Annotated in this window: 11 protein-coding genes; 8 read left to right on the top strand and 3 right to left on the bottom strand. The window is 70.9% G+C overall.

The genetic code is table 11. The annotated features are described in order from the left end of the window. Positions 1-34: 34 nt before the first annotated feature. The 5 genes from ACP56T_RS01125 to ACP56T_RS01105 all read left to right on the top strand — a co-directional run bounded on the left by ACP56T_RS01125 (position 35) and on the right by ACP56T_RS01105 (position 5,999). Positions 35-895: a transglutaminase-like domain-containing protein gene (locus ACP56T_RS01125; protein ID WP_430910286.1), complete on the top strand. Its 861-nt coding sequence runs from the start codon at positions 35-37 to the stop codon at positions 893-895. Between the two features lie 56 nt (positions 896-951). Continuing rightward, positions 952-2,334, top strand: a complete 1,383-nt coding sequence (locus tag ACP56T_RS01120) for an ethanolamine ammonia-lyase subunit EutB (RefSeq protein WP_430910285.1) — start codon at positions 952-954, stop codon at positions 2,332-2,334. Beyond that, a complete protein-coding gene (gene eutC / locus ACP56T_RS01115) occupies positions 2,331-3,128 on the top strand; it encodes an ethanolamine ammonia-lyase subunit EutC (protein ID WP_430910284.1) in 798 nt (265 codons plus the stop codon). Before ACP56T_RS01120 ends, eutC begins: the two co-directional genes overlap by 4 nt. Before the next feature lie 266 nt (positions 3,129-3,394). After that, positions 3,395-5,125: a dihydroxy-acid dehydratase gene (gene ilvD / locus ACP56T_RS01110; RefSeq protein ID WP_430910283.1), complete on the top strand. Its 1,731-nt coding sequence runs from the start codon at positions 3,395-3,397 to the stop codon at positions 5,123-5,125. Beyond that, the gene (locus ACP56T_RS01105; RefSeq protein ID WP_430910282.1) at positions 5,112-5,999 is read left to right on the top strand and encodes a tetratricopeptide repeat protein; all 888 of its coding nucleotides are present in this window, start codon (positions 5,112-5,114) and stop codon (positions 5,997-5,999) included. Before ilvD ends, ACP56T_RS01105 begins: the two co-directional genes overlap by 14 nt. 210 nt (positions 6,000-6,209) lie before the next feature. Here ACP56T_RS01105 and ACP56T_RS01100 read toward each other — a convergent pair whose 3' ends face one another. Both ACP56T_RS01100 and xth read right to left on the bottom strand, forming a co-directional pair. Then, positions 6,210-6,833 carry a glutathione S-transferase family protein gene (locus ACP56T_RS01100; protein ID WP_430910281.1) on the bottom strand — a complete coding sequence of 208 codons (624 nt, stop codon included), beginning with the start codon at positions 6,831-6,833 and terminating at the stop codon, positions 6,210-6,212. Between the two features lie 77 nt (positions 6,834-6,910). Further along, positions 6,911-7,705 (bottom strand): exodeoxyribonuclease III, encoded by a 795-nt coding sequence (gene xth / locus ACP56T_RS01095; RefSeq protein ID WP_430910530.1) that lies wholly within the window; start codon positions 7,703-7,705, stop codon positions 6,911-6,913. Between the two features lie 93 nt (positions 7,706-7,798). On the opposite strand from xth, the gene ACP56T_RS01090 reads away from it, so the two are divergent. From ACP56T_RS01090 to glpX, 3 genes are all read left to right on the top strand, one after another. Continuing rightward, a complete protein-coding gene (locus ACP56T_RS01090) occupies positions 7,799-8,488 on the top strand; it encodes a ceramidase domain-containing protein (RefSeq protein WP_430910280.1) in 690 nt (229 codons plus the stop codon). Positions 8,489-8,642: 154 nt separating this feature from the next. Continuing rightward, on the top strand, positions 8,643-9,965 hold the full coding sequence (locus ACP56T_RS01085) for a homoserine dehydrogenase (protein ID WP_430910279.1): 1,323 nt from the start codon (positions 8,643-8,645) through the stop codon (positions 9,963-9,965). 143 nt (positions 9,966-10,108) lie between these two features. Continuing rightward, positions 10,109-11,104, top strand: coding sequence for a class II fructose-bisphosphatase (glpX, locus tag ACP56T_RS01080; RefSeq protein WP_430910278.1), 996 nt, complete (start codon positions 10,109-10,111; stop codon positions 11,102-11,104). Between the two features lie 124 nt (positions 11,105-11,228). Here glpX and ACP56T_RS01075 read toward each other — a convergent pair whose 3' ends face one another. After that, positions 11,229-12,104: a tetratricopeptide repeat protein gene (locus tag ACP56T_RS01075; protein WP_430910277.1), complete on the bottom strand. Its 876-nt coding sequence runs from the start codon at positions 12,102-12,104 to the stop codon at positions 11,229-11,231. Positions 12,105-12,147 lie beyond the last annotated feature (43 nt).

Genomic DNA, 12,147 nt, shown 5'->3' with positions numbered 1-12,147 from the left:
ACGCGACGTCCCCACCCGTTCGGAACAGGTCCCCATGCGCTTCAAGTTGGGTTGCAGCCTCTCCTACGAGCTCAAGACGGAAACGGTGTTCATCTTCAATGTCGAGGTCGCGCACCTGCGCAGCCTCCGCATTCTGGACGAGACCCTGACGCTGACGCCCGACATCGCCCGGCGCGTCTACGTCACCCCCGATCTGAAGAACCGCTATCTCGGCCTCAACGTCGCCGCCGGCGCGCTCGCGCTGGAATACGACGCCGAGGTCGAGCTCACCGTGCATCGCGCCGATCCGGCCACGATCCAGGAGACGCCGGTCGCCGACCTGCCCCTCGACATCCTGCCCTTCCTGCTGCCGAGCCGCTTCGTCTCGTCGGACAGGCTCGCCGCCTTCGCCCAGGCCGAGTTCGGGCACCTGCCGAAGGGGCATCGGCGCGTCAACGACATCTGCACCTGGATCCACGAGCATATCGCGTATCGCCGCGGCGCCAGCGACGGCGAGACCACGGCCCACGAGACCCTGCTGATGCGGGCCGGCGTCTGCCGCGACTTCGCGCATCTCGGCACGGCCTTCTGCCGGGCCCTCGGGATCCCGGCACGCTTCGTGAGCTGCTACGCCTACGGGCTGGTGCCGAGCGATTTCCACGCGGTGTTCGAAGCCTATCTCGACGGCCGCTGGTGGCTGTTCGATGCCACGCGGCAGGCCCATCTCGACGGTCTGGTGCGCATCGGCGTCGGGCGCGACGCCGCCGAGATCGCCTTCTGCACGCCCTATGGCGAGATGACGCCGACCGGCATGCAGATCAGGATCGACCGGGCGGATGGCGGCCCGGAGCCGGCCGAGCGCACCGTCGACGCCATCTCTACGGAGGAGCCGGCGCCGCATGCCGGGGCGTTGTAGGGCGGCGCGTCACAGGATCCCGTGATCCTGTGATGTAAGAGGAGAGGAAGCGCGCGATGGCCTATCGTCACGTCGTCGGCCCGCGCACGCATGTCTTCGCCGATCTCGGCTCCCTGATGGCCAAGGCGACGCCGGTCCGCTCCGGCGACCGGCTCGCCGGCATCGCCGCCGAGAGCGCGGAGGAGGGCGCGGCCGCCCGCTGCTGCCTCGCAGAGGTGCCACTCAAGGACATCCTGGCCCGGCCGCTGATCCCCTATGAGCAGGACGACGTCACCCGTCTCATCCTCGATACGCATGACGCGCCGGCCTTCGCCGAGATCGCTCATCTGACGGTGGGCGACTTCCGCGAGTTCCTGCTCACGGCGGACGAAGCCACGCTGACCAGGATCGCCCCCGGCGTCACCCCGGAGATCGCGGCGGCGGTCTCGAAGATCATGCGCCATCAGGACCTGATCCTGGTGGCGCGCAAGTGCCGGGTGGTCACCGCTTTTCGCAACACCATCGGCCTGCCCGGCACGCTCGCCGTGCGGCTCCAGCCGAACCATCCGACGGACGATCCGGCGGGGATCGCGGCGGCCATCGTCGACGGGCTGTCCTATGGCTGCGGGGATGCGGTGATCGGCATCAACCCGGCCTCCGATTCGCTCTCGGCCATCGGGACGCTGCTGCGCCTCCTCGACGACATGATCGGGCGGCTCGCCATCCCGACGCAGGCCTGCGTGCTCACCCATGTCACCACCACCCTCGAGGCGATGAACCGGGGCCTGCCGGTGGATCTCGTGTTCCAGTCGGTGGCGGGGACCGAGAGGGCCAATGCGGGCTTCGGCGTGACGCTGCCCATGCTGAAGGAGGCGCGCGAGGCGGCACTGTCGCTCAAGCGCGGCACGGTCGGAAACGACGTGATGTATTTCGAGACCGGCCAGGGCTCGGCGCTCTCGGCGGACGCGCATCACGGCATCGACCAGCAGACCCTGGAAGCCCGCGCCTACGCGGTGGCGCGCGCCTTCTCGCCGCTGCTGGTCAACACCGTCGTCGGCTTCATCGGGCCGGAATATCTCTACGACGGCAAGGAGATCGTCCGGGCCGGGCTGGAGGACCATTTCTGCGGCAAGCTCATGGGCGTGCCGCTCGGTGTCGACGTCTGCTACACCAACCACGCCGAGGCCGACCAGAACGACATGGACACGCTGCTGACGCTGCTCGGCGCGGCGGGCTGCACCTATGTCATGGGCGTTCCCGGCGCCGACGACGTGATGCTGAACTACCAGTCCACCTCGTTCCACGATTCCCTCTATCTGCGCGAGGTCCTGGGCCTCAAGCGCGCGCCCGAGTTCGCGGACTGGCTCGCCGGAATCGGTCTGACGGACGCGAACGGCGCGCTGCTGCCGGGTAATGCCGGCCCGCGCCTGCTCGCCGGCGCGCCGGGGCTCGCCGCGTGAGCAGCCGGGATGCCTTCTGGGAAAGGCTGGCGGCGCTGACCCCGGCCCGCATCGGGCTCGGGCGCGCGGGCGCCGGGCTGCCCACCGCCGAGGTCCTGCGATTCGGCCTCGCCCATGCCGAGGCGCGCGACGCCGTGCACACGCCCATGGACGGTCCCCTAATCGCGGCCGAGATCGAATCGCTCGGGTTGCCGACGCTTCGGGTCGCCTCCGCCGCAGCCGATCGCGCCGCCTATCTGCGCCGGCCGGACCACGGTCGGCGGCTGTCGGAGGAGGGCGCCGCCGCGCTGGCCTGCGCCGCCTCCGGTCCCGTCGATCTCGCCCTCGTCGTCGCCGACGGGCTCTCGGCGCGCGCCGTCCACGAGGGCGCGGCCAGGATGGTGGCCGCCCTGCTGCCGCATGTGGAACGAATCGGATGGAGCCTCGCGCCCGTCACGGTGGCGAGCCAGGCGCGCGTGGCGCTGGGTGACGCCATCGGCGCGGCGCTGAAGGCCCGTGCCGTGGCGGTGCTGATCGGCGAGCGGCCGGGCCTGTCCTCCCCGGACAGCCTCGGCCTGTATCTCACCCTCGGCCCCAGGCCCGGCCGCGCCGATTCCGAGCGCAACTGCATCTCGAACGTCCGCCCCGCCGGATTGTCGCACGACCTCGCCGCCTTCAAGCTCGCCTGGCTCCTCGAACGGGCCTTCGCGCGCGGCCTGACAGGGGTGAGCCTCAAGGACGAGAGCGACGCGGCGCTGCCCTCGCGGGACACCTCCGAATTGCCCGCGCCGGACCGGCCCCGGACGGGGCCCTGAGGGGCGCAAGCGCGGCTGTGGCGGGGTCGCAACACCGCGAATTGATCCCGACTTTGCCCCGAGACCTGCCTTCATCCGCCGCGATCCCGCCATGATCGGGGACCACCTCGGGAGCGGCGGTAAATGGTAGTCGCTCCAACGATTTACCGCCGGGTTTCCGAGACTTTCCCGAGTGTCCCGCGCGCAGTGCCGCGTGGAGGCGCTTGCGACTCGAAAGCTTCGGGCGACTCAGGGGTTGCGTGAGGAACGGGGCAGCGGGACGGACCATGGACGCGCGTGTGACCGACAAGTCGAAACTGCCGAGCCGGCACGTCACGGAGGGGCCCGAGCGCGCCCCCCACCGGTCGTATCTCTACGCCATGGGCCTCACCCGCGAGCAGATCCACCAGCCGCTCGTCGGCGTCGCCTCGTGCTGGAACGAGGCCGCGCCCTGCAACATCTCGCTGATGCGCCAGGCCCAGGCCGTCAAGAAGGGCGTCGCCGCCGCCAACGGCACGCCGCGCGAGTTCTGCACCATCACCGTCACCGACGGCATCGCCATGGGCCATGCCGGCATGCGCGCCTCGCTGCCGTCCCGCGAGGTCATCGCCGATTCCGTCGAGCTGACCATGCGCGGCCACGCCTACGACGCCCTCGTGGGGCTCGCCGGCTGCGACAAGTCCCTGCCCGGCATGATGATGGCCATGGTGCGCCTCAACGTGCCGTCGATCTTCATCTATGGCGGCTCGATCCTGCCTGGCTCCTTCCGGGGCCGGCCCGTGACCGTGCAGGACCTGTTCGAGGCGGTCGGCAAGCACGCCGTCGGCGACATGACGAGCGACGACCTCGACGAGCTGGAGCAGGTCGCCTGCCCTTCGGCCGGCGCCTGCGGCGCGCAGTTCACCGCCAACACCATGGCCACCGTCTCCGAGGCCATCGGCCTCGCGCTGCCCTATTCGGCCGGCGCCCCGGCTCCTTACGAGATCCGCGACAGATTCTGCATGACCGCCGGCGAGCAGGTGATGGAGCTCATCGCCAGGAACATCCGCCCGCGCGACATCGTCACCCGCAAGGCGCTGGAGAACGCCGCCGCCACCGTCGCGGCCTCCGGCGGCTCGACCAACGCCGCGCTGCACCTGCCCGCGATCGCGCATGAATGTGGCATCGAGTTCACGCTCTTCGACGTGGCCGAGATCTTCAAGCGTACGCCCTACATCGCCGACCTGAAGCCCGGCGGGCGCTACGTCGCCAAGGACATGTTCGAGGTCGGCGGCATCCCCCTGCTGATGAAGACGCTCCTCGATCACGGCTACCTGCACGGCGACTGCCTGACCGTCACCGGCCGCACCATCGCCGAGAATCTCGAGAAGGTCGCCTGGAACCCCGACCAGGACGTGGTGCGTCCCGCCGACGCCCCGCTCACCCCCACCGGCGGCGTCGTCGGCCTGAAGGGCAACCTCGCCCCCGACGGCGCCATCGTGAAGGTCGCCGGCATGTCGCTCGACAAGCAGGTCTTCACCGGCCCGGCCCGCGTCTTCGACGGCGAGGAAGCCTGCTTCGAGGCCGTGCAGACGCGCACCTACAAGCCGGGCGAGGTTCTGGTCATCCGCTACGAGGGCCCGAAGGGCGGCCCCGGCATGCGCGAGATGCTCTCCACCACCGCCGCCCTCTACGGGCAGGGCATGGGCGACAAGGTCGCCCTCATCACGGACGGCCGCTTCTCGGGCGCCACCCGCGGCTTCTGCGTCGGCCATGTCGGGCCCGAGGCCGCCATCGGCGGTCCCATCGCCCTGCTGAAGGACGGTGACGTCATCACCCTAGACGCCATCAAGGGCACCCTCGACGTGGCGCTCTCGGACGAGGAACTGGCCGAGCGCCGCAAGGCCTGGGCCCCGCGCGAGAACGGCGCCACCTCGGGCTATCTCTGGAAATACGCGCAGACCGTGGGACCCGCGGTCAACGGCGCCGTCACCCATCCGGGGGGCGCCAAGGAGACGCAGACCTATGCGGACATCTAGGACTGACCTTAGCCGGCCCTTGCGGCCGGCCGGGGCCGATCCGTGTCGGCCCCGGCGCACAGTCTCCTTCGGCGCCCTGGCGCTGGCACTCGTGCTGTTCCTCGGTACCCCCGCCGCCGAGGCGCTCGATCCCGCCGCGCGCACGCCGGTGCCCGAGAAGGGCTACCGCTCGGCCCGCGACGCGCTGCGCACGGGCGTGCGCGAGTACAACGCGGGCGACAAGGAAGGCGCCGCCCGCGCCCTCGAATACGCCGCGGGCCAAGGCCACGCGCTCGCCCTGTGGAAGCTCGGCCGCATGTATGCGGAGGGCGACGGCGTGCCCCACGACGACCTGAAGGCGTTCGAGTTCTTCTCGCGGATCGCCGACACCAACAGCGACGACGGCCCGGATTCCCCGGATTCCGGCGTGGTCGCCTCCGCCTTCACGGCGCTCGGCTCGTATTTCCTCGACGGGATCAAGGGCACCTATGTGCGCCCCAACCCGGAGCGGGCCTACGACATGTTCAACTACGCGGCGTCGTATTTCGGCGACCCGAACGCGCAGTACAACCTCGCCCGGCTCTATCTCGACGGCACCGGCGTCGAGGCGGACGCGCGGCAGGCCGCCCGCTGGTTCAACCTCGCCGCCGAGAAGGGCCATCGCCCGGCCCAGGCGCTGCTCGGCGACCTGCTCGTCAACGGCATGGGCGGCGTGCCGGCCCAGCGCTCGAAGGGCCTGATGTGGCTCGCGCTCGCGCGGCAGGGGGCGGATGGGCGCAAGGACGACTGGATCGTCTCGCTCTATGAGAAGAACTGGTCGGCCGCGAGCGAGGACGATAGGGCCGAGGCGCAGGCCCAGGCCCAGACGGTGGGATCGATCAGGCGGCGGCGCTGAGCGGAACGCTCACGCCGTCCGCCGCGCCCAATAGGCGACGCCCCAGCCGACGGCCACGGCCATCAGAGGGGCGACGATAAAAGCGACGATCTGAACGTCCGTCATGGATGCAGGCCCTTCAAGACGACGCGGGCAGCGGACGCGCATTTGCCTCTCCCCGCACGCGGAGAGAGGGGATAGGCGCGACGTGCGGGCTATACCGGAAACCGATCAGCCCTTGCGCGCGGCCATGGCGGTCTGGAACGAGGGCCGGGCCAGGATCGCCTCCACATAGGCCGCGAGTCTCGGCCAGCGCGCGGCGTCGATCTCGGCCTTCGCCAACCCAAAATTGTAGAAGCCGGTGGCGATGGAGATGTCGGCGATGCCGAAGGCGTCGTCCACCAGGAACGCGCCGTCGATCTCGCTCTCCAGATAGTCGAAGAGCGGCGGCAGGTCCTTGTCGAGCGCCTTGGCGACGGCGGCCTCGTCAGTGGGCTTGCCCATCCTGTTGGGCTTCAGCACCCGCTCGACGAAGGGCACGATCAGCTTGCCGAACAGCTCGGTGTCGCCAAACTTGTCGAACCACAGCGCCCGGCCGAGCGCCTGCGCCTCGGTGGGGATCAGGGCCGGAGCGGGCTGCCTGCGCTCCAGATAGAACAGGATCGCGGTGGAATCGGCGAGCAGGAAGCCGCCGTCGTCGATCGCCGGGATCTTGCCGAGGGGGCTCGCCGCCTGGAAGGCCGGATCGGGATCGTGGAACATGAGCGGACGGTGCTCGTAGGCGACCCCCTTCTCGGCGAGCGCGACGAGGACCTTGCGGACATAGGGGGAATAGCCGGTGCCGTAGACGATCATCGGGACAACATCTCTCGGGTTGAACGGCGCGGGAGCGTCTCGCGCCCCGTCGGCCTCACCCGACAGGTGGGGCGCCTTCAGCCATTCGCCAGTTCCACCGTCACGGGTACGTGGTCGGACGGCTTCTCGAGCCCGCGCAGATGCTTCTGGATCGAGGCCGAGACCAGCCGGTCGGCGGCCTGGGGCGAGAGCAGCAGGTGATCGATGCGGATGCCGAAATTCCGGGGCCAGCAGCCGGCCTGATAATCCCAGAAGCTGTAGAGGCCGGGGCGCGGATCGCAGGCCCGCAGCGCGTCCGTGTAGCCCTCCGCGAGGAGCGCGCGGAAGGCGGCGCGGCTCTCGGGCCGGAACAGCGCGTCCTCGACCCAGGCGGCGGGATCGGCCGCGTCCTCCGGCTCGGGGATGACGTTGTAGTCGCCGGCGAGCACCACCGGGAGCTCGGCCTCCATCAGCACGCGGGCATGGCGGCGCAGGCGCTCTAGGAAGGCGAGCTTGTAGGGGAATTTCGCGCTGTCGACGGGGTTGCCGTTGGGCAGGTAGATCGAGGCGACGCGCACGCGTCCCGCATCCTCCCCGGAGACCAGCGCCTCGATGTAGCGGGCCTGCTCGTCCGCCTCGTCGCCAGGCAGACCGCGCCGGATCTCGCTCATCGTCAGCGGCGCGCGCGCCAGCAGGGCGACGCCGTTATACGCCTTCTGGCCGAGGGTCTCGACAGTGTAGCCCGCGGCCTCGATCTCGGCGCGGGGGACGCCGTCGTCCTGGGTCTTCAGTTCCTGGAGGCAGACCACGTCGGGCCGCGCCTCCTTCAGGAAATCGAGCAGATGACCGACCCGCTGCTTGATCGAGTTGACGTTCCAGGTCGTGATCCGCATCGGCGTCCCGCTGGCGGCGAAAAGGGCGGCGCCCGTCATCGGGCCTTCGCCCGCGCCTGACAAGGCAGAGACCGACGCGGGGAGGGGAGGGCGATGGCCGCCGACTGGTTCGAGCCCATCCGGGCCTATTGCGAGCGCACGGATGCCGGCTTCTGGGCCGAGCCGCTGAACGCGGTCTCGAACGGCGCCTTCCTCGTGGCCGCGTTCCTGCTGCTGCGGCGCGAGCGGGAAAGCCTGCCGCGCGATCCCGTGGCGCGCGCGCTCGCCGTCCTCGTCGGCATCGTCGGGATGGGATCGTTCCTGTTCCATACCTTGGCCACGCGCTGGTCGATGCTCGCCGACGTCATCCCCATCGCGCTGTTCATCCACGCCTATTTCTTTCTGGCGCTGCGCCGCTTCCTCGGGCTCGGGCCGCTCGCGGCAGCGGGGGGAACGCTCGCCTTCGCCGCCTTCGGCTTCGGCCTAACGCCGGCCCTCGACGCCCTGACCGGCCGCTCCGTCTCCGATGCCAGCAACGGCTCGGTCGATTATCTCCCCGCGATCCTGGCGCTGGCCGGCATGGCGGCGGCGGTGTCGCTCCGGGGAGGCCCGCGCGATCTCTCGCTCCGGCTCGGCGGGACCGCCGGGCTGTTCCTCGTCTCGCTGATCTTCCGCACCCTCGACAGGGCGCTCTGCCCGGCGGTGCCGACGGGCACGCATCTGTTCTGGCACCTGCTGAATGCCGGCGTGCTCTATGCCCTGGTCGCGGCGGCGATGGCGCACCGGGCCTCGGCGCGCCCGTAGGGGCGGCGGCGCGGGCGCGTTCCTTGCGCCCCCCGGAAAATCGTTGCAGAAGGTCCCGCCGTCGCGACCGCGGCTCCGGTGCTCGTTTTTCGAGCCCGCCGCGCGGGTCGCCGCCGAGACCCGGTGCGGCGGCCGCCAGCTACGGAACGCAGCCATGACTCAGGATTTCCGCCTCGGCATCGCCGGCCTCGGCACCGTGGGCGCGGCCGTCGTCGCCATGATCGCCCGCCGGGCGGAGGCGCTGTCGGCCGCCACGGGCCGGAACATCCGCGTCACCGCCGTCTCCTCGCGCGACCGTACCCGCGATCGCGGCATCGACCTCTCCGGCATGGAATGGTTCGACGATCCCGTCGCCTTGGCGCGCTCGGAAAGCGTCGATTGCGTGGTCGAGCTGATCGGCGGCGCGGAAGGGGCGGCCAAGGCCACCGTCGAGGCGGCGCTCGCTTCGGCCAAGCCGGTCGTCACCGCCAACAAGGCGCTGCTCGCCCGCCACGGCGCCGCGCTCGCCCGTGCCGCCGAGGAGACCGGCGTCGCGCTCGCCTACGAGGCGTCGGTGGCCGGCGGCATCCCGGTCATCAAGGCGCTGCGCGAGGGGCTCGCCGGCAACGATGTGAGCCGCGTCTACGGAATCCTCAACGGCACCTGCAACTACATCCTCACCCGCATGGAGCTGGAGGGGCTGACCTTCGAGGCCTGCCTCAAGGACGCGCAGGCTTTAGGATACGCGGAAGCGGATCCGACCTTCGACGTCGAGGGATTCGACACCGCCCACAAGCTCGCCATCCTCACGAGCCTCGCCTTCGGCACGGCCGTCGACGCGGAGGGCGTCTCGGTGGAGGGCATCTCCGGCGTGCAGCCCCTCGACCTGACCATGGCCGACGAGCTCGGCTTCCGCATCAAGCTGCTCGGCGTCGCGCAGCTCGCGGAGGGCGGCGTCGAGCAGCGCGTCCACCCGACCATGGTGCCGAAATCCTCCGCCATCGCGCAGGTGATGGGCGTCACCAACGCCGTCACCGTCGATGCGGACGCGGTGGGCGAGCTGACCCTCATCGGCCCCGGCGCGGGCGGGGCGGCGACGGCCTCCGCCGTGGTCGCCGACATCGCCGACATAGCCTCCGGCGTCCTGCGCCCGACCTTCGCGCGCCCGGCCTCCGGCATGCCGCAGGGCTCGCGCGTGGAGATGGGCCGGCACGAGGGCGGCTACTACATCCGCCTCACCGTCCACGACCGGCCGGGCGTCGCGGCGGGCGTCGCCACCCGCATGGCCGAGCGCGAGATCTCCCTGGAGAGCATCCTCCAGCGCCGCAGCGAGCGCGCCGCGAGCCAGGACCCGCACGGACGCTCCGGCCAGCCGGTGCCGCTGGTGCTCATCACCTACGCCGCCACCGAGGGCAACATCCGCGCGGCGCTCGAGGCCATCGCCGGCGACGGGCTGCTGGCCGAGGCGCCCCAGCTCATCCGCATCGAGCGCGAGTGAGCGTTCACGACGGATACACCTCGGATGCGGCACGGGGCGGGAAACTGCGCTAATCTCGCGGGATAGGCGCGGCGCACCGCTCCGGCGGACCTTTCACGCGGACGGGCCAAGCCGGGGAACCCGGCATAGAGGGCGAGGGAACCATGGCGGAGGCTGACACCCAGGCGGCGCGGGGAACCGTCTCGCGCACCCTCTCTCTCGAACTCGCCCGCGTGACCGAGCGGGCGGCCATCGCGGCGGCCCGCCTGCGCGGCCAGGGCAACGAGAAGGCCGCCGACCAGGCCGCCGTCGACGCCATGCGCGGCGAGCTCAACGCGCTGCCCATCGACGGCACCGTGGTGATCGGCGAGGGCGAGCGCGACGAGGCGCCGATGCTGTATATCGGCGAGACACTCGGCACCGGCGCCGGGCCGAAGGTCGACATCGCCGTCGATCCCCTCGAAGGCACCACGCTCTGCGCCAAGGACATGTCGGGCGCCATCGCCGTCATGGCGCTGGCGGAAGCGGGCAGCCTGCTCGCGGCGCCGGACGTCTACATGGAGAAGATCGCCATCGGCCCCGGCTATCCGGCCGGCCTCGTCGATCTCGACGCCAGCCCCGCCGACAACATCGCGGCGCTGGCCAAGGCCAAGGGCGTGGCCCCCTCCGAGATCACCGCGATCATCCTCGACCGGCCGCGCCATGCCGATCTCGTCAAGGCCGTGCGGGCCACGGGCGCGGGCATCCGCCTGATCTCGGACGGCGACATCGCCGGCATCATCTTCACCACCGACCCGGACGAGACCGGCGCCGACATCTATCTCGGCATCGGCGCGGCGCCCGAGGGGGTGATCGCGGCGGGTGCGCTCCGCTGCACGGGCGGTCAGATGCAGGCCCGGCTGATCCTCGATTCCGCCGACAAGCGGGCGCGGGCCGAGCGCATGGGCATCACCAAGCCGAGCCGGAAATACGACCTGCTCGACCTCGCGCGCGGCGAGGTCATCGTCGCGGCCACTGGCGTCACCAGCGGCGCCCTGCTGCGCGGCGTGCGCTTCCGGCCGGGGATGATCGAGACGGAGACGCTGGTTTACCGCTCCTCGACCGGCACCGTGCGCCGCATCACCGGCGAGCACCGCAGGCCCGAGCGGTTCGAGGGGTAGGAACGGCCTTCCCTCCCCCTTGCGGGGAGGGACCGAGGGTGGGGGTGGTTCCGGAAAGGCCGCACCACACGCGGGCACGACCCCCACCTCCAACTCCTCCCCGCAAGGGGGAGGAGAGTTTCGCTCAGTTGAACAGCGAGCCGACGCCGCCGGAGGTGCGGCCGAGGCCCTGCTTGGCCACCGGGTTGTTCGGGTCGATCTGCGCGGCGCGCTGGTAGCTCTCCATCGCCTCCTTGCGCCGGTTCGACTTCTCGTAGGCGAGGCCGCGATAGGCCCAGGACGTGGCGTCCTTGTTGTTCACGTTGAGGGCCGCGTTGTAGTCCTCGATGGCCTTATCGTACTGGTTGGTGGCGATCAGGCTCTGGCCGCGCGCGGCATAGGGCGCGCTGACGAAGGGGTTGCGGTCGATCGCGGCGTCGAAATCGGCGATGGCCTGGGTGTTCTGGCCCTGCTTCTGACGCACGAGGCCGCGCGCGTGATACGCCTCCGCAGATTCCGGGGCGAGGCGGATCGCCTGGTTGAGGTCGTTGGTGGCGCCCTCGAGGTCGCCGTTGGCGCGCAGCACGTTGGCGCGGCCGATATAGGCCGGGGCGTAGCGCGGATCGGCCGAGATGGCCTTCGAGAAATCCTGGAGCGCGGCGTCGTTGCGGCCGGTCTGGCGGTAGGCCAGCGCCCGGTTGTTGTAGGCCGAGCCGGAATTCGGATCGATCTGGATCGCCTTGGAGAAGTCGCCGATGGCGTCGCCGAACTGGCCGGCGCGGGCATAGGCGGCGCCGCGCGTGTTGTAGGCGGCGGCGTCGTTCGGGTTGCGCTGGATCACCTCGCTCAGCGAGGCGATGTTGACCGTCGTCGCGCCGGTGGTGTCCGCCTCGAGCACGGCGTATTGGCGGCCGCCTCCGGCGGCGCTGCCCACCGTCTCGCAGCCGCCGAGCGCCACGGCCGTCAGCGCGACCGCACCGAACAGCCCCGTCATCGGTGCCCGCAGCTTGAGTGACGTCATCGCCCCGTTCTCCTCGGGCGCCGCGCGGCCGCGTGCCCGGTCC

Origin of the sequence: Methylobacterium endophyticum (assembly GCF_050591105.1) — a bacterium.
Taxonomy (GTDB): Bacteria; Pseudomonadota; Alphaproteobacteria; order Rhizobiales; family Beijerinckiaceae; genus Methylobacterium.
The sequence above is the reverse complement of the archived record's forward strand: the minus strand, read 5'-3'. Positions and strand labels throughout refer to the sequence as shown.

Coding starts and splice junctions, on each gene's coding strand:
- glpX (WP_430910278.1), top strand. CDS start 10,109: ATGGCGGAGGCTGACACCCAGGCGGCGCGGGGAACCGTCTCGCGCACC.
- ACP56T_RS01100 (WP_430910281.1), bottom strand. CDS start 6,833: ATGATCGTCTACGGCACCGGCTATTCCCCCTATGTCCGCAAGGTCCTC.
- ilvD (WP_430910283.1), top strand. CDS start 3,395: ATGGACGCGCGTGTGACCGACAAGTCGAAACTGCCGAGCCGGCACGTC.
- ACP56T_RS01125 (WP_430910286.1), top strand. CDS start 35: ATGCGCTTCAAGTTGGGTTGCAGCCTCTCCTACGAGCTCAAGACGGAA.
- ACP56T_RS01120 (WP_430910285.1), top strand. CDS start 952: ATGGCCTATCGTCACGTCGTCGGCCCGCGCACGCATGTCTTCGCCGAT.
- xth (WP_430910530.1), bottom strand. CDS start 7,705: ATGCGGATCACGACCTGGAACGTCAACTCGATCAAGCAGCGGGTCGGT.
- ACP56T_RS01105 (WP_430910282.1), top strand. CDS start 5,112: ATGCGGACATCTAGGACTGACCTTAGCCGGCCCTTGCGGCCGGCCGGG.
- ACP56T_RS01085 (WP_430910279.1), top strand. CDS start 8,643: ATGACTCAGGATTTCCGCCTCGGCATCGCCGGCCTCGGCACCGTGGGC.
- ACP56T_RS01075 (WP_430910277.1), bottom strand. CDS start 12,104: ATGACGTCACTCAAGCTGCGGGCACCGATGACGGGGCTGTTCGGTGCG.
- ACP56T_RS01090 (WP_430910280.1), top strand. CDS start 7,799: ATGGCCGCCGACTGGTTCGAGCCCATCCGGGCCTATTGCGAGCGCACG.